The 17,348-nt window shown below is 62.3% G+C and carries 14 protein-coding genes and 1 riboswitch; of the genes, 7 read left to right on the top strand and 7 right to left on the bottom strand.

Annotation, left to right across the window (positions count from 1 at the left end; translation table 11 throughout):
- Positions 1–104 precede the first annotated feature (104 nt).
- The 3 genes from K6N12_RS22315 to K6N12_RS22305 all read right to left on the bottom strand — a co-directional run bounded on the left by K6N12_RS22315 (position 105) and on the right by K6N12_RS22305 (position 4,230).
- Entirely contained in the window at positions 105–686 is a 582-nt protein-coding gene (locus K6N12_RS22315) for a hypothetical protein (protein ID WP_097628556.1), read from the bottom strand.
- A gap of 62 nt (positions 687–748) precedes the next feature.
- A complete protein-coding gene (locus tag K6N12_RS22310; protein ID WP_097628557.1) occupies positions 749–2,623 on the bottom strand; it encodes a methyl-accepting chemotaxis protein in 1,875 nt (624 codons plus the stop codon).
- Between the two features lie 200 nt (positions 2,624–2,823).
- Positions 2,824–4,230, bottom strand: a complete 1,407-nt coding sequence (locus K6N12_RS22305) for an MFS transporter (RefSeq protein WP_097628558.1) — start codon at positions 4,228–4,230, stop codon at positions 2,824–2,826.
- Positions 4,231–4,400: 170 nt separating this feature from the next.
- A riboswitch (cobalamin riboswitch) is annotated at positions 4,401–4,587 on the top strand.
- 42 nt (positions 4,588–4,629) lie between these two features.
- On the opposite strand from K6N12_RS22305, the gene bluB reads away from it, so the two are divergent.
- On the top strand, positions 4,630–5,319 hold the full coding sequence (gene bluB / locus K6N12_RS22300; RefSeq protein ID WP_097628559.1) for a 5,6-dimethylbenzimidazole synthase: 690 nt from the start codon (positions 4,630–4,632) through the stop codon (positions 5,317–5,319).
- Positions 5,320–5,322: 3 nt separating this feature from the next.
- On the opposite strand, the gene K6N12_RS22295 is transcribed toward bluB, so the two are convergent.
- Entirely contained in the window at positions 5,323–6,414 is a 1,092-nt protein-coding gene (locus tag K6N12_RS22295) for a DUF2865 domain-containing protein (protein WP_097628560.1), read from the bottom strand.
- Positions 6,415–6,567: 153 nt separating this feature from the next.
- On the opposite strand from K6N12_RS22295, the gene K6N12_RS22290 reads away from it, so the two are divergent.
- Positions 6,568–7,101, top strand: a complete 534-nt coding sequence (locus K6N12_RS22290) for a ribonuclease H family protein (protein ID WP_097628561.1) — start codon at positions 6,568–6,570, stop codon at positions 7,099–7,101.
- Between the two features lie 17 nt (positions 7,102–7,118).
- Here K6N12_RS22290 and K6N12_RS22285 read toward each other — a convergent pair whose 3' ends face one another.
- Positions 7,119–9,431, bottom strand: a complete 2,313-nt coding sequence (locus K6N12_RS22285) for an NADP-dependent malic enzyme (protein WP_131711017.1) — start codon at positions 9,429–9,431, stop codon at positions 7,119–7,121.
- Positions 9,432–9,646: 215 nt separating this feature from the next.
- On the opposite strand from K6N12_RS22285, the gene K6N12_RS22280 reads away from it, so the two are divergent.
- The gene (locus K6N12_RS22280) at positions 9,647–11,086 is read left to right on the top strand and encodes an FAD-binding oxidoreductase (protein WP_097628562.1); all 1,440 of its coding nucleotides are present in this window, start codon (positions 9,647–9,649) and stop codon (positions 11,084–11,086) included.
- Positions 11,087–11,183: 97 nt separating this feature from the next.
- Here K6N12_RS22280 and K6N12_RS22275 read toward each other — a convergent pair whose 3' ends face one another.
- Positions 11,184–11,933: a histidine phosphatase family protein gene (locus K6N12_RS22275; protein WP_097628652.1), complete on the bottom strand. Its 750-nt coding sequence runs from the start codon at positions 11,931–11,933 to the stop codon at positions 11,184–11,186.
- 172 nt (positions 11,934–12,105) lie between these two features.
- Here K6N12_RS22275 and K6N12_RS22270 point away from each other — a divergent pair, with 172 nt between their 5' ends.
- Entirely contained in the window at positions 12,106–12,918 is an 813-nt protein-coding gene (locus tag K6N12_RS22270; RefSeq protein ID WP_131711016.1) for a UDP-2,3-diacylglucosamine diphosphatase, read from the top strand.
- A 158-nt stretch (positions 12,919–13,076) separates the two neighbouring features.
- A complete protein-coding gene (locus tag K6N12_RS22265) occupies positions 13,077–14,294 on the top strand; it encodes an MFS transporter (RefSeq protein ID WP_097628564.1) in 1,218 nt (405 codons plus the stop codon).
- Here K6N12_RS22265 and dgcA read toward each other — a convergent pair.
- Entirely contained in the window at positions 14,246–15,229 is a 984-nt protein-coding gene (dgcA, locus tag K6N12_RS22260) for an N-acetyl-D-Glu racemase DgcA (RefSeq protein WP_131711015.1), read from the bottom strand. The genes K6N12_RS22265 and dgcA overlap by 49 nt on opposite strands.
- 99 nt (positions 15,230–15,328) lie before the next feature.
- On the opposite strand from dgcA, the gene K6N12_RS22255 reads away from it, so the two are divergent.
- A complete protein-coding gene (locus K6N12_RS22255; RefSeq protein ID WP_179867166.1) occupies positions 15,329–16,498 on the top strand; it encodes an ABC transporter permease in 1,170 nt (389 codons plus the stop codon).
- A 1-nt stretch (position 16,499) separates the two neighbouring features.
- On the top strand, positions 16,500–17,348 hold the full coding sequence (locus tag K6N12_RS22250) for an ABC transporter ATP-binding protein (RefSeq protein ID WP_097628567.1): 849 nt from the start codon (positions 16,500–16,502) through the stop codon (positions 17,346–17,348).

Genomic DNA, 17,348 nt, shown 5'->3' with positions numbered 1-17,348 from the left:
ATTTGCGGCTTAAAAACCAGGGCGCGGTACCCTTCCCGCAGGGAGCAGAAAGCATATCGCCCAAAAGCGCGGGGCTTCAGGGCGATATGAAGGAGAAGCCGAGATCAGAGGGCGTCGACGTTCACGCCGACGGTGATGGCGCCGATCGGCGTTCCCTTGTCATCGGAAATCGTGACGCTTGCCTGCGACTGCAGCGCCTGGGTCGATTCGTCCTTTTCGATATCGTCGACGAAGACGGCGTCCTTGCCGGCGCCGAAGGATTTCTGGAACTTGCCTTCGTCGCCCTGCCAGTAGTCGGAGGTGGGATCGCTTTGGCCGACATTCAGCCCCTTTGCATCCATGACGAAGATCTCGGCAATCTTGCCATTGGAGGCAGCCTTCTTTTCCTGAAGGAATTTCGACAGCGCATTGCCGAGCACGCCGTCAATCATCGAATGGTCGGAACCATCGACCTCGGCGCGCCACTTCTTGTCGAGGGCGTCGATATCGGCCTGGCCCAGATTGGCGTTTGCGGCATTCTGCGCCTTGATGGCCTCGATGATAACCGGATCGTTCAGCCAGGGCTTTATGTCGCTTGTCACGTAGTCGGAGATCGGGGCGAGCTTCGCATCCTGCGCCATGGATACGCCCATAGGCACGGCGACTGCGGTGCAGGCCAAAAGAAATGCGGTCACGACTTTCTTCATAACTGTTCCCTTCCCGATTTTTGGGGTGTTGAGGATTGAAAGCTTATTGAACGACGTTTGCGTCAGAACTCTTCCCAGGCATCGGGAGAAGCGGCGATGGCGGTGTTGCCCGCATGCCGCTGCGACAAGGCCCTCTGTTCCGGACGAGATTGACGAACGGGTTGAGTGGCTTTGGGCTGGCTGGCGGCAGAGGCTGCGACAGTGAACCTGCCGGCCGAATCCTGCAGAAGGCGTCCCTGTGTGCGCAGCTCCTGGCAGGCCGCGTTGGTCTCTTCGACCATTGCCGCGTTCTGCTGGGTGGCCTGATCCATCTGGTTGATGGCGCCATTGATTTCCTGCAGGCCGGTCGCCTGTTCGCGATAGGACTGGACGATGGAAGCGATACTGTCGCTGATGCGGTTGATCTGCTCTTCGATCTTCAAGAGGGCATCGCCGGTTTCGTTCACCAGCCCGACGCCGGCTGCCACTTCCTGGCCGGAGACGCTGATCAGGTTTTTGATTTCCTTCGCCGCATTGGCGGACCGCTGGGCAAGTTCCCGCACTTCCTGTGCGACGACGGCAAAACCCTTGCCGGCTTCGCCAGCACGCGCCGCCTCGACGCCAGCGTTCAGCGCCAGCAGGTTGGTCTGGAAGGCGATTTCATCGATGACGCCGATGATGCGGCCGATCTGGCTCGACGAGGTCTGGATCCTGTCCATCGCTCCGATCGCGTCGCGTACCACGGTCGCCGAGACATGCGCGCTGCGCTTCGTTTCCTCGACCAGCTTCCCGGCACTCTCAGCCCGTTGCGATGACATTCTGACCGTGGTGGTCACCTCATCCAATGCGGCGGCGGTCTGTTCCAAGGCTGCTGCCTGCTGCTCGGTCCGCCTGGCGAGCTGATCGGCGGAGGAGGCAAGCTCGCTCGATCCTCCTTCCACTGCGACTGAAGCGATCTTGATCTCGGTCAATGCGGCCGCAACCGCTTCGACCATGCGGTTGAAATCCTGCCGCAGTTTATCGAATTCAGGACCGAGATCGGCGAGGTGTATCGAGAAGTCGCCGGCGGCGAGCTTTTCCAATTCATTTGCGAGCGCTGTCATGACCTGCCGCTGAGCATTGCTGGCTTCCTCCGTCAAGGATGCGTTGCGCGCCCGTTCGGCGTCGAATGAGGCGCTCTGCTCGGCCGCGGCCTGCTCTCTTTCGACCTTGGCAATCGCCTCGTTGCGGAAGACTTCCAAGGCACGTGCGAGGAAACCGATCTCGTCGCCGTTTTCCCTGTAGGTAACGGGAGAGGCCAGATCGCCTTTCTGCAGCGCGCTGATCCGCTCGCTGAGAACCCTGAGGGGGCGGCCGACGAGGCTGCGCATGGCGAGAAGAAAGGCGACAACGGCGATGGCGGTGATGACGAACTGCGTCAGCAGCGAAATCAGGACCTTCTGCTTGACTTCGGCAGCGATTTTTTCGACCGACCAGTTGGTGACGACGTAGCCGGTCGCCTTGCCTGATTTATCCAACGGAAGCGGCGCAATGATCGTAACAACGCCGGCAGATATTCCGCTGTCATCGATCGTCGTTTTCTCAGGCTTGGTGCTGAGGCTCTTTGCGAGATCGGCGGGTGCCGGCAAACCGCTGATGCCGTCACGTGTCCACGTATCGACGGCGGCAGGTTCGGCGTTGAAGGCGGCAAACTGCACAAGATCAAGCGAGGGGTCGTCGCGGTAAAGCGAATAGGCGTCGCGCACAGCATTCGCCTTGCCCCATTTCACGCCGCCGGCGGCCAGAGACGCAAACTGCTCCACATCCTTGGACCAGTTCGCCTTGGCGCCATCGATCAACGCCCTGGTTTCGTACATCCAGGTGTAGGTGGCAAAGGCGGAGATGCCGCAAAGGTTGACGGTCACGATAATCGCCGCCAGCTTGGCTGTCAGAGGCATCGTTTTCAAAAAATGGAACATGCCGCGGGGGCCTCGAAACGCGGGCTCGGTCAGATATGTTTCCGACCAGCCTATCAATACAGGCATCCACGCCGGCGGTCGCAGCATGAGCACTCATGCCCATGTCCCCTGTGCGACCCAAAACGCGCAAACGCAGTCTGTCTTCGATGTGTGAAGAAATCATAAAGTGGAATGGGATAGCGAAACGGCGGCCAGCGGGATCAAGGGCTGTTTTCCGCCATGGCCTCTTCCGGCTCGGCCTGGCGGTGCTTGCGGCGGCGCGTCGTCAGTTCGGCGCCGGCATCGCGCGGCAGGCGCAGGAAGGTGATGCAGGCCAGCGCCGAAATCGCCGAGACGCTGAAGAAGGCGGTGTGAAAATCCGAGACCAGAAGCCTGCCGCCGTGGAGGCTGCTCGAAATTTCGAGGATGCCGCCGGCGATCGCCACACCCATTGCCATGGATATACGCTGGGCAACGGCGTTGATCGCGGTCGCCTGGCTGCTGTCGGCCTCACCGACATCGCCGAAGGCCATGGCGTTGACGCCTGAGAAGGCCATGGAGCGGAACAGGCCGCCGGTCAGCAGGCAGGCCATGATCAGCGGCAGCGGCGTCTCCCTGGTAAAAAGGCCGTTGATGCCGAGGAAGATTGCCGCCAGCAAGGTGGTGATCGATATCACGGTGCGGAAACCGAAGGCATTGAAGGTGCGTGAAGCGGCAAATTTCGACCCCATGGAGCCGAGCGCGCTGACGAAGGTGACCGAGCCCGATTGCAGCGGCGTCAGGCCGAAGCCGAGCTGCAGCATCAGCGGCATCAGGAAGGGCAGGGCGCCGAGGCCCATGCGGAAATTCGAGGCGCCGAGGATCGCCGCCCGGAACATCGGATAACGGAACATTTTCGGATCGAGCAGCGGATAGGGCGCGCGGCGGGCATGCAGGAGATAGAGGAGGCCGGCAAGGATGCCGACGGCCACCGTGACATAGCCGTAGATGACGGGCACGGCCGGCAGGCTGATCACCGACAGGCCGAAGACGAAGCCAGAAAAGCCGATGCCGCAAAGGAAGAAGCCCGGAAAATCCATCGGCCGTGGACTGCGAGGCTCGACCGCCGGCAGGAAACGCGTGACGAGGATGATGCCGAGCACGCCGATCGGGACATTGATCCAGAAGATCCAGTGCCAGGTGAGATAGGTGGTGAGGAAACCACCGATCGGCGGCCCCATGATCGGGCCGATCAGCGCGGGGATGGTCAGCCAGGCCATGGCATCGACGAGTTCGTGGCGCGGCGTTCCCCGGACCAGCAGCAGACGGCTGACCGGCGTCATCATCGAGCCGCCGGCGCCCTGGATCAGCCGCGCGACGACGAAGGCCGCAATCGAATTGGAAAAGGCGCAGGCGACTGAGCCGATCATGAAGACGAAGATCGCCATACGGAAGATGTTGCGCGCGCCGAAACGATCCGACATCCAGCCGCTGATCGGGATGAAGATCGCCAATGCCACGAGATAGCTGGTGACGGCAAGCTTCAGCGCGATCGGCGAGGTGCCGAGATCGGCTGCGATCGCCGGCAGGCTGGTGGCGATGACGGTCGAATCCATCTGTTCCATGAACAGGGCGACCGCAAGGATCATGGGTGTCAGGCGGGGCACGGGCAACTGGGTGCAAAGAGGAAAATTGCGGCGCCACAGGCGTCGGTTAGGATCTGTTCGGTTCTACGGCAGCGATGCACACCTGTCCACGCGATCGATGTCACATACGGGTGAATGCGGCATGAGGCCGCTTGCCGCAGGGCCGGTTTGCTGAAATAGATGCGCCGTCAGGTGCCCGCTTTTCAAGCGGGAGAATCGGGAATTCGGTGCGAGACCGAAACGTGCCCAACGCTGTAAGGCCGACGTTTGCCGCTTTATCATGCCACTGGCTTTCGCCGGGAAGGCTGCGGCAGACGGATGACGCCAAGTCAGAAGACCGGCCTGGCAAGATAGACCCAACCCGCGCGGACGGCGGGCGGTTGCGTTGTTGGGGATTTGACGATGCGACCCTTTGATGAGGATGCCCTGTCCGTGGCGTCCGGTTTTTCCTTGGCCGAACGCGAGGCCGTCTATCACGCGATCATGACGCGGCGCGACGTTCGCAGCCAGTTCCTGCCCGAGCCCTTGCCCGACGACGTGGTGGAACGGCTGCTGACCGCCGCGCACCACGCACCCTCCGTCGGCTTCATGCAGCCGTGGAATTTCATTCTGGTGAGAAGTCCAACGGTGCGAGCGCGCATCCGCGATGCCTTTGCCAAGGCCAACGAGGAAGCGGCATTGATGTTTGAGGGCGAGCGGCGGCAGGTCTATCGCTCCCTCAAGCTGGAAGGCATCGTGGAGGCGCCGCTCGGTATCTGCGTAACCTGCGATCCCACCCGCAGCGGCAGCGTGGTGCTGGGGCGCACGCACAATCCGCGAATGGACAGCTATTCGACAGTCTGCGCCATCCAGAATCTCTGGCTGGCGGCCCGCGCCGAAGGGATCGGCATTGGCTGGGTCAGCATCTTTCACGAAGCCGACCTGAAGACCATTCTCGGCATCCCCGAGCATATCGAAGCGGTTGCCTGGCTCTGCGCCGGTTTCGTCGACCGGCTCTACGACCAGCCGGAACTCTCGGTCAAAGGCTGGCGGCAGCGGCTACCGCTTGAGGAACTCGTCTTCCACGATGGCTGGGGAAGGAACGAGAGGTAGCGATCACTGCTGCTGCGGCTGCGGGCCAGGTGCGGCAGGATTGGCAAGGTCGATCGAGCCCTGGTCGCCGGCGAGGAATTGCGGGCCGACCTGGCGGACCTTGTTCTGCGTGGGGTCGTAGGGACGCTCTGGAACCGATGGCTGCGGCGCGGCGGCGGCCGCTGTATCCTTCGCCGGCGGATTGGTGCGGATGGTGGTGATCGAGCCCTGTGGCGGCGGCTGGCTTATCGCCTGCTTGCCGCGCATCTCGTCGTAATAGGCGGTGAGATTGCAGGCACAGGCGTTTTTCTCGCCGGGCGCGCGGCTTTTGTAAGCGAAGGCGTTCTTCATGGCGCTGTAGGGCGTGCCGGTTGCGACCGAGATCATGTTCGAGGCTTCCGTGCTCGTCACGTCGCGATAGAAAAGCTGGGTTTCGATGCCGGGGCACATCTTGGCGCAGGTCTGGGCGTCGCGGCCGAAATCGACCGAGGTGGTGTTTGAACTGATCGGGAAGAAGCCGCCGTCACAGCTGCGCACGCAGATGGTGCTGACCGGCGACAGCATATCGGCCCGCGGCAGGCCGTAGCGCGGATCGGCCTCTTTGCCGCCGAGCGGAATGAAAGTGTCCGAACGCATCGCCTGCTCCTCGACGCTCGGGGCAGGGTCGTTGGCATTGCGCTCGGAAGGCGCATAGAAGTTCTCGCTGTTGCAGCCGTTGCTGTCGAGCGCGGCCATCAGTTCGCGGCGGTCGTCATCGGCGCCGTTCCGGCCGGCCAGCTCGTTGCGGCGGTCCTGGAGATAAGCGATATTGTCGATCATCCGGCCTTCGGCCTGCGACAGCTCGGTGCAATAATCGGCATTCTCGCCGCCGATCACCACCATGCTGCCCGAGGTGCAGCCGTAGTTGCGCAGATCGTTACGCACCTTGCGAAGCTCGAGGTTCTGCTCGGCCATGGCACTGGCATATTGGCGTGCTTCCGGGCCGTTGCCATTGCCGATCGAGCGCGGCAGGTCGGCGAGACGGCCGCGCAGGTCCTCACAGATGGCATTGGTCTGCGCGACGGCGGGCGCTGCGAAGGCGAGGAGAAGGGCGAGAGACAGGTTTCGGCGTTTCACGGCGTCGTCCCGGAATGAGCAAACGGTCGGTGGGTCGAATGCGACTTCAATCGGCCGCGCGTTTTCCCTTAACGGATTTCTCTTAATAAGCTCAAAGAAAATATTAGCGTATTTTCCTGATCTTATCCAGCAATCGCCAGAGACGCGGTGAAAATGACAAGCATCCCCGACGAGATCCCTTCCTTTGCACCGACATCAGGCGTGACGGAAGCCCAACACGGCCTTCACCTCTTCGCGGACGGTTGTTATGAGCCCGGTTCCGGGCATGGAGGCTGGTCGTTTGTCGCTTATCGCGATGCGGTGGAAATCGCCTCCGACTTCGGTGGCGTCGACGATTCCAGCAATAATGCCATGGAATTGACCGCCGTTCTCAGGGCCGCCATGTGGATCAACAGCCAAACAGCCGGAGAACCCGCGATCATCTGGTCCGATTCCGTCTATGCCGTCAAAGGCTGCAACAGCCGCCGACATATCTGGAAGAACAACGGCTGGAAGAAAAGCAGCCCGAATGGACATGGGCGACGGCGAACGATCGACAATGCGGACCTCTGGAAAGCCGTCGATCTTCAGCTATCCCAAAACGCCCTGGTGACCATTGCCTGGTGCAAGGGACATTCGGGGATTGCCGGCAACGAGCGCGCGGACGCGCTCGCGGATAGGGGACGCCTGTCGATAGCCGATGGCTGACGTTGGCGGCAACCGGCTTACGCCGGCTGCGATGCCTCGACGACGGCGAGGGCGGCCATGTTGACGACGCCGCGGGAGGTGACTGAAGGCGCCAGGATGTGGGCGGGCAGGGCGGTGCCGAGCAGGATCGGGCCGACATGCAGGCCGTCCGTCATCGACTTGACCACGCCGAGCGTGATGTTGGCGGCGTCGAGATTTGGGAAGACCAGCAGGTTCGCCTCGTCGTGCAATGTCGTATCCGGCATGACGCGTTTGCGCAGTGCTTCGGTGATGGCGCTTTCGCCATGCATTTCGCCGTCGACCTCAAGATCGGGGGCAGTCTCGCGCACGAGCTGCAGGGCGTTGCGCATCTTCGTGGCGCTCTCGGATTCGCGCGAGCCGAAGTTGGAATGCGAGACGAGGGCGGCGCGCGGGGTGATGCCGAAACGGCGAATTTCCTCGGCCGCCAGCACCGTTGCCTCGGCAACCTCCTCGGCGCTCGGATTGAAGGTGACGTAGGTGTCGGTGAAGAAGGTGGCGCCGCGCTGCGAGATCATCAGGCTGAGGGCGGAGAAATCGCGGACATTCTTGCGTTTGCCGATGATCTGACGGACGTCGCGCAGATGTTTTTCATAGCGGCCTTCCAGACCGCAGATCAGCGCATCGGCTTCGCCGCGCCTCAGCGCCAGTGCGCCGATGACGGTGGTGTTGGTGCGCACGATGGTGCGGGCGGCTTCGGGAATGACGCCGCGGCGGCCAACGAGGGAGAAATACAGATCGACATATTCGCGGAAGCGCGGATCGTCTTCCGGGTTGATGACTTCGAAATCCTGCAGCGGCCGGATACGCAGACCGTAGCGCTTCAGGCGCGTCTCGATGACCTGCGGGCGGCCGATGAGGATCGGGTCGGCAAGGCCTTCCTCCAGCAGCACCTGGGCGGCGCGCAGCACACGCTCATCCTCGCCCTCGGAGAAGATGACGCGCTTGCGCTCGGCGGCCTTGGCCGCGGTGAAGATCGGCTTCATGACGAAGCCGGAGCGGAAGACGAAGCGGTTCAACTGGTCGAGATAGGCGTCGAAATCCTGGATCGGGCGGCGCGCCACGCCGCTCTGTTCGGCGGCCTTGGCAACGGCAGGCGCGATGCGCAGGATCAGGCGCGGATCGAAGGGCGAGGGGATCAGGTAATCCGGGCCGAAGACCGGGGTTTCGCCGGAATAGGCGCGGGCGGCGACGTCGGACGGCTCTTCGCGGGCAAGGGCTGCGATGGCGCGCACGGCCGCCATCTTCATTTCCTCGTTGATCGTCTCGGCGCCGCAATCGAGCGCGCCGCGGAAGATATAGGGGAAGCAGAGGACGTTGTTGACCTGGTTGGCGAAATCCGAGCGGCCGGTGCAGATCATCGCGTCGGGGCGAGCGGCACGGGCAAGACCAGGCATGATTTCGGGCGTCGGATTGGCGAGCGCCATGATCAGCGGCTTGTCGGCCATCTGCGCCAGCAGCTCCGGCTTCAGCACGCCGGCGGCCGACAGGCCGAGGAAGACGTCGGCGCCGCCGATATTTTCGGCGAGCGTGCGCGTGTCGCTCTTCTGGGCGTAGACGGATTTCCATTCGTCCATCAGCTCGGTGCGGCCCTCATAGACGAGGCCTTCGAGATCGTGGACCCAGATGTTTTCGCGTTTTGCGCCGAGAATGACCAGCAGGTTGAGGCAGGCAAGGGCGGCGGCCCCGGCGCCGGAGGCGACGATCTTGACGTTCTCGATCGCCTTGCCGGCAAGTTCCAGCCCGTTCAGGATCGCGGCGGCGACGATGATCGCCGTGCCGTGCTGGTCGTCGTGAAAGACCGGGATCTTCATCTTCTCGCGCAGGCGTCGCTCGACCTCGAAACATTCCGGCGCCTTGATGTCTTCGAGATTGATGCCGCCGAAGGTCGGCTCCAGCGAGCTGACGGTCGAGACCATCTGCTCGACGCTTGCCGCGTCGATCTCGATATCGAAGACATCGATGCCGGCGAACTTCTTGAAGAGCACGGCCTTGCCCTCCATCACCGGCTTCGAGGCCAGCGGACCGATATTTCCGAGGCCGAGCACGGCGGTGCCGTTGGAGATGACGGCGACGAGATTGGCGCGCGAGGTATATTCAGCCGCCATCTCAGGATTGTCGCGGATGGCAAGGCAAGGGGCGGCAACGCCCGGCGAATAGGCGAGCGCCAGGTCGCGCTGGTTGCCGAGCGGCTTGGTTGCCTGGATCTCCAGCTTGCCGGGACGGGGATAGCGGTGGAAAAACAGCGCCTGCTCGTCGAGATCGCCGCTTGTCAGGTTCTTGTCCGTCTTGGATTTTTCCTGGTTATCCATTGCCGCCTCCGTGCACGTCTTTTTGGGAGTTCCCTCCATACATCAATCGGATACGGGCGACAGTATGGAAATGGGGGATGGGCGAAGTTTTCGAGAAGTGGGCGCCCGGTGGCTTCAGGCGATTAGCTAATCCTTTTGGAAAACTTGTTTGGCGATCACCGCAGGCGCAATATGCCGCCGCGACGGTGCGGGGCGCCGGTCGCATGGAGGAAATCATGGACAATTTGAACCTGACGACCCTGCAAAAGGGGCAGACGATGGTCAATGATGTGGCCATTGATGCATTTTCTGCCGGATTTCGCGGCAAGCTCCTAACCGGCAAGGATCTAGATTACAACGAGGCGCGGTCGATCTGGAATGCGATGATCGACCGGCGGCCCGGGCTTATCGCGCGTTGCGCCGGTGCTGCAGATGTCATGCGCGCGGTGCGGTTTGCCCGCGACAACAATCTTCTCGTTTCGGTGCGCGGCGGTGGGCACGGCATTGCCGGCAACGCGGTCTGCGAGGGCGGCGTCGTCATCGACCTGTCGGCGATGAAATCGGTGCGGGTCGACCCGGAGACGCGCCGCGCCAGGATCGAGCCGGGGGCAACGCTTGCCGATGTCGACCAGGAAACGCTGGCCTTCGGGCTGGTGCTGCCGACCGGCATCAATTCCACCACCGGCATCGCCGGCCTGACGCTTGGCGGCGGCTTTGGCTGGCTGACCCGCAAATTCGGGCTGACGATCGACAATCTGGTCTCGGTCGATGTGGTGACGGCCGATGGGGAACTGGTCAAGGCGAGCGAGACGGAAAGGCCGGACCTCTTCTGGGCCTTGCGCGGCGGCGGCGGCAATTTCGGTGTCGTCACCTCCTTCGAGTTTCAGCTGAACCCGCTGCATTCCGATGTTCTTGCCGGGCTGGTCGTACATCCCTTCGCTGACGCGGAGAGAGTGCTGCGGGAATATCGGCAGGCGCTGGAAGCCGCACCCGATGAACTGACCTGCTGGGTGGTGATGCGCCAGGCGCCGCCGCTGCCCTTCCTTCCGGCCGAGTGGCACGGCAAGGAGGTCGTGGTGCTCGCCATGTGCTATTGCGGAGATATCGCGGCGGGAGAAAAAGCGACGGAAAGATTGCGAGCGATCGGAAAGCCGATTGCCGATGTCGTCGGTCCGGTGCCGTTCACCGGCTGGCAGCAGGCATTCGATCCGTTGCTGACGCCAGGTGCGCGCAATTACTGGAAGAGCCAGGATTTCGCCTCGCTTTCGGATGCGGCGATCGAGGTGCTGCTCAACGCCGTGCGCAAGCTGCCGGGACCGGAATGCGAGATATTCGTCGGCCATGTCGGTGGCGCGGCCGGCCGTATTGCCACCGAGGCCACCGCATTTCCGCAGCGCAGTTCGCATTTCGTCATGAACGTGCATGCGCGCTGGCGGGAGGCCGGGATGGATGCAAATTGCACCGGCTGGGCGCGCGAACTTTTCGAGGCAACCAAGCCGCATGCCGTGGGAACCGCCTATATCAACTTCATGCCTGATGACGAGGCCGATCGGGTGGAAATGGCCTATGGCGCCAATTACGCCCGGCTTGCCGAAATCAAGCGGCGTTATGATCCTGACAATCTGTTCCGGATGAATCAGAACGTCAAACCGATGGCGGCTGTGCGAGCTGCGTGAGTGGATCGAAACGGAACTTGGCTGCAGTGAAAACCCCTCCCGACAAGGGAGGGGCTTGATGCTGCTGCCGATGCTTTGCATTCGTCCCTTTGTGGGTCTATCCCTCAGGTTTCGGCGCGATCGTCACGTCGGCGCCATAGGCATCGCGCAGTTCATTTTCCTGTCCCGGCTGCCGGTCGGCCGCCTGATGCAGCAGGATCGACTCGTATCCTTGCAGGCGCGTCCCCTTGATCAGTGTGATATCGGCATTTCCGGGGTTGTCGGAACGCTCGAACCACTCGACGGGGCGGTGGAGAAAATTCATTTCGACTGCCCGATTGGTGACGCCATGGCCGACGATCACGACGTTGTGGCTGCTGTTTTCGGCGTCGCGCATGACGGTCTGCAGGAAGAGGCGCACCCGCTGGGCCACATCCGCCCGGCTCTCGCCATCCGGCGGCCGCGCGTAGAACTTGCCGCTGTTGCTGCGCAGCCTCGCCCATTTTTCGAATTCTTCGGGGAATTTCTGCTTCTGTTCGGCATGGTCATAGATTTCGGTGAAAAGACCGAAATCCTGCTCGCGCAGCAGGTAATCCTCCCGGATCTCGCCGATGAAGCTTTCCGGCAAGGCTGTCAGCAAGGCATCCTTGCTCTGCCGTGTCCTGAGGAATGGTGAGTACCAGATCTGCAGCTTGCCGAAATCGGCGCGTGGCAATGCCTTCAGATAGGAGGCGATGGCGCTGCCGGCTTCGACCGCCTGACGGTGGCCCCACTGTGTCAGCGGCACGTTGTGATCACCGAATTGGCGATAGGCCTGTTCGTTGAGGTTGCCGAGAGATTCGCCGTGGCGAACGAGAAAGAGGCGCATCAGCCATCCCGCAGTGTCGGATCTGGAATCGCCGCCATCATGAACGTGCCCGATGGAGAGGGCAACATCGCCACCGCGCCGGCTTTTCCGCAACCTGTCATCTTCCTGAAACACGAGTCTGGTTTTGGAAGGCTAGATGAAAGATGGGGCATGAGCGACGCTCGTGATAGACATGATGGAACCCAGACATTTCCGCACGCTCTTCATTTCCGATGTCCATCTCGGCTCGAAGGCCGCGAAGGCTGATTTCCTCCTGGATTTCCTGCGCCACCACGAGGCCGATACGATCGTGCTCGTCGGCGACATCGTCGACGGCTGGCGCCTGAAGCGCAGCTGGTACTGGCCGCAGGTCTGCAACGACGTGGTCCAGAAGCTGTTGCGCAAGGCGCGCAAGGGCACGCGCGTCGTCTATATTCCCGGCAATCACGACGAATTTCTGCGCGACTTCCCGGGCATGCATTTCGGCGGCATCGAGGTTGTCGAGCGCATGATGCATAACGGCGCCGACGGCAAGAAATATCTGATCCTGCACGGCGACGAATTCGACGTCGTCGTCCGCAACGCCCGCCTGCTCGCCTATCTCGGCGACTGGGCCTACGATACGGCGATCCGCATCAACCTCCTGCTCGCGGCCGTGCGCCGCCGCCTCGGTATGCCCTATTGGTCGTTTTCGGCCTGGGCGAAGCTGCAGGTCAAACATGCCGTCAACTTCATCGGCGAGTTCGAGCGCGTCGTGGCGGAGGAAGCTCGCAAAAACGGCGCCGACGGTGTCATCTGCGGACACATCCATCACGCCATCATCCAGGACATGGACGGCATCCGCTACATCAATACGGGCGATTGGGTGGAAAGCTGCACGGCGGTCGCCGAACATGAGGATGGCGCCTTCGAACTGATCACCTGGCGAGCGCTCGCCAGCAGCGTGCCGACGCTTTCCGCCATTGAAATGCACGATGAAGGCGAACTGGCCCCGCAGGCGGCCTGATTTCGGCATCGGCGCGTCCGCACTCCACCGACTTACCCGTTACCGTCGGGCGACAGGCTGTATTTATTTTCTAAAACGTTTCAGTAGGGCTATTTCTCGCAATAGGCGCCTCCAGGGTGGTGTGTTAGGACAACGACCAGTTTCCTTCAGGTCCACCAATGATTCCCGCCCAACATTCCCCGAGTGAGGGAGCGCCCCCGCGCTTCCGGCTGCTCAGCGCGCTTTCCTATTGCGCACCGCTGCTCGTCAACGGCATCGTTCTGCCGTTCTTTCCGGTCTGGCTTGCGACCCACAGTTTCAGCGACCACGAGATCGGCATCATCCTTGCCATACCGATGGTGGTGCGCGTGCTGGTGGCGCCCGTCGTCGCGATGATTGCCGACCGTCTGAAGGAGCGCGCCGACGTGCTGCTCTGGTCAGGCAGCCTGTCGCTGCTGACGGCTATCGCGCTTTTCTGGACGACGAGCTTCTGGCCGGTGACGATCGTCTATGCGCTGCAGGGCGCCACCTTCGCGCCCTATGTGCCCGTCGTCGAATCGATCGTCATTTCGGGTGTGCGCCGCTGGGGGCTCGATTACGGATCGATGCGCGTCTGGGGCTCTATTGCCTTCATCGTCTCGACGCTGGTCGGTGGCCAACTGATCAGCCGGTGGGGCGGCGGATTGGTGCTCGATGTCATGGTGTTCGGCTTTGCCATGACGGTCGTCATGGCGATCTTCTGTCCGCGCATCGGGCCGACGCGGCGGCGTGGCCAGCCGATCAACATTCCGGCCGCCACCGGCAGCGGACTGCGCGAGCCGCATTTGCTGCTGCTCTTGATCGGTGTCGCCATCCAGCAGTCGAGCCATGCAGTGCTCAACGCGTTCTCGTCGATCTATTGGCATCATCTCGGCTTTTCCGGCACGGAGGTCGGCTTGCTCTGGAGCGCCGGCGTTGCTTCCGAGGTGACGGTGTTCTTCCTGTCGAAACGTCTCAACCGGCGCTTCGACGCTTGGACGCTGATCCGCTTCGGCTGTGCCGTCAGCGTCTGCCGCTGGATCCTGTTTCCCATGAATGCGGGGTTTGCCGGGTTTTTCCTGCTGCAGTGTTTCCACGGCTTCACCTATGCCTTCGTCCATACCGGCGTGCAGCGGCGGATCATGGCGACGGTGCAGGAGACGCAGGAATCCTCGGCGCAAGGCGCCTACTTCTTCTATGTCGGCATGGCGATGGCGCTGATGACGCTGGCGTCGGGTTATCTCTATGCCTGGCTCGGCGTCGTCAGCTATTACGTCATGGCGCTGGTCGCGTTTACCGGCCTCGGCCTCGTCATATCGGCCTATTACCTTCAGCCCCAGAGCGTGCTTTCGGGCGGAAAGACCAGGGAAGCGGCGTAGCGCAGGCCGGGTTCGCGGTCGCGGGCAAGCAGCAGCGGGCCGTCGAGATCGACGAAATCGGCATTCTGGGCGAGCAGCACCGCCGGCGCCATGGCAAGCGAGGTGCCGACCATGCAGCCGATCATGATGCTGAAACCAAGCCGCTCAGCTTCCGCCTTCATCGCCAGGGCTTCCGTCAGGCCGCCTGTCTTGTCGAGCTTGATGTTGATCGCGTCATAGCGGTCGGCAAGGCTCGCAAGATCGCCGGTATGGTGGACACTTTCGTCGGCGCAGACGAGGAGCGGGCGGCGTATTTCAGCAAGCAGTGCGTCGCGGCCGGCCGGCAGCGGCTGCTCGACCAGAGCCACACCGGCTTGCGCCGCGATATCAAGATGACGTTCCAACACCGCTTCCGGCCAGCCCTCATTGGCGTCAAGGATGATTGTGGCATCGGGCGCGGCGGCGCAGACGGCGCGGATGCGGCTTTCATCGTCGCCGGTGCCGACCTTGACCTTGAGCAGCGAGCGGCCGGCATGTTCACGCGCCTTTGCGGCCATCACCTCCGGTTCCCCGAGCGAAATGGTATAGGCGGTGGTGAGTGGCTTCAGATCGGCAAGGCCGAGGCGGGTCGCAACGCTTTCACCCGTTCGTTTGGCCTCGAGGTCCCAAAGGGCGCAATCGACGGCATTGCGGGCAGCGCCAGGCGGCATCGCCGACAACAGGTCGCGGCGCGAGATCCCGGCCTCGACCAGCGGACGCGCGGCTTCGATCTGGGCGAACACGCTCTCCATGGTCTCGCCGTAGCGGCGATAAGGCACGCATTCGCCAAGCCCCCGCGCAGCGTCTTCGGCGAGCGTACAGGTAATCACCTCGGCCTCGGTCTTGGCGCCGCGCGAGATAGTGAAGGCTCCGGCAATCGGAAAGGAATTCATCTGGATATTGAGGGTGCGCGGCATTATTGCTGTCCTGTGAGCATGGAAATCGCACGTTGCTTCTGTATATTGACGCGCCGGGCGGCAAAGGATCCGCCGAGTCGGCAATGTCGCCCTTAAGCCTTGAAAGACATAAGTATCTTGAACGCCGAAAATCGCAACGTTGCCTCACTTGACGTGGACGACCAATCCGGTGGTTCGGGGCAGCATGTGCGTCTCAAGGGCAACTGGCGCAGCGCCTATGTGCATTTCGTGCTGCGCGACTTCGAGAAGCTGCTGCATCAGAAGGCCGGGGACCTGACGGTCGATCTCTCCGACATCACCGATATCGATACGGCTGGGATCTGGCTGCTGTGCCGGCTGAAGAAGGAAGAGGAGGCTGCCGGCCGAACCGTCCGCTTCGAAGGCACCAATCCGCATATCGATGAAATGCTGGAGATGTTTTCCGAGGAGCCGGCCAAACCGGAGCCGGAGCAGAAAGAGAAGGTCTCGCTTGCCGCGCGCGTCCTCGCGCCGATCGGCAGGATGACCTACGACATCTGGGACAATTTTGCCGCCGCCATGTATATCCTCGGTTCGGCAGTGCGCGGCGCGCAGATGAAGTTCGGCCGCGGCAGCGGCGTTTCCCCGGCCTCGATCGTCAACCAGATCGACCACATGGGTGTTCGCGCCGTTCCGATCATTCTTCTGATGTCATTTCTGATCGGGGCGATCATTGCCCAGCAGGGCGCCTTCCAACTGCGCTACTTCGGTGCTGAAGTCTTCGTCGTCGATCTCGTCGGCATCCTGCAATTGCGCGAAATCGGCGTGCTGTTGACCTCGATCATGATCGCCGGCCGTTCGGGCAGCGCGATCACCGCCGAAATCGGCTCAATGAAGATGCGCGAGGAGATCGACGCGCTGAAGGTGATGGGACTGAACCCGATCGGCGTGCTGATCTTCCCGCGGCTGGTGGCGCTGACCATCGCGCTGCCGCTTTTGACGGTGCTGGCGAATTTCGCCTCGCTCGCCGGCGCGGCCGCCGTCGCCTGGGGCTATTCCGGCATCACCTTCGCCAACTTCCTGTCGCGCCTGCACGAGGCGGTCACGCTGTCGACGGTGCTCTCCGGCATGATCAAGGCGCCGTTCATGGCGCTGGTCATCGGCATCGTCGCCGCCGTCGAAGGGCTCAAGGTCGGCGGCAGCGCGGAATCGCTCGGCCAGCATGTGACGGCTGCGGTGGTGAAGGCGATTTTCGTGGTCATCCTGATGGACGGGCTTTTTGCGATGTTCTATGCAGCGATCGACTTCTAGCATGGCGAATCGCGTGGAAAAACCGATCGATACGGAAGACAGGGACGACAAGAACGAGAGGGACATCGTGCTCTCGGCGCGCGACGTCACCGTTGCCTTCGGCTCCAAAGTGGTGCTCGACAATCTCAACCTGAATATCTATCGCGGCGAGATCCTCGGCTTCGTCGGCGCGTCGGGCACCGGCAAATCGGTGCTGATGCGCACTGTGCTCCGGCTGCTGCCGCGGCGTTCCGGCACGATCAAGATCCTCGGCCAGGATTTCGACGAACTCGATGAGCCGCAGCGCAACGCGCTCGACATGCGGCTCGGCGTGCTGTTTCAGCAGGGGGCGCTGTTCTCGTCGCTGACGGTCAAGGAAAACATCCAGGTGCCGATGCGCGAATATCTCGACCTGCCGCGCTCGCTGATGGACGAACTGGCGCATCTGAAGATCCGCATGGTCGGGCTCGCGGCCGATGCCGCCGACAAATATCCGTCCGAACTGTCCGGCGGCATGATCAAGCGCGCCGCCCTTGCCCGGGCGCTGGCACTCGATCCCGAACTCGTCTTCCTGGATGAGCCGACCTCGGGTCTCGACCCGATCGGCGCTGCCGAATTCGACGAGCTGATCGCCAACCTGCGCGATAGTCTGGGACTGACCGTGTATATGGTGACGCATGACCTCGACAGCCTATTTTCGGTCTGCGACCGTATTGCCGTGCTCGGAAAGAAACGGGTAATGGTGGAAGGCACGATCGACGACATGCTGGCCTATGACGATCCCTGGGTGCAGGCCTATTTCAAGGGTAAACGGGCACGGGCGATCGTGCCGCAGGATGATGGCGCGCGGCACGGCAGCAGCGGGAAGTGA

Origin of the sequence: Rhizobium redzepovicii (genome assembly GCF_019793435.1) — a bacterium.
Lineage (GTDB): Bacteria > Pseudomonadota > Alphaproteobacteria > Rhizobiales > Rhizobiaceae > Rhizobium > Rhizobium redzepovicii.
Note: the sequence above shows the minus strand (reverse complement) of the source record. Positions and strands in the feature narration are given on the sequence as shown.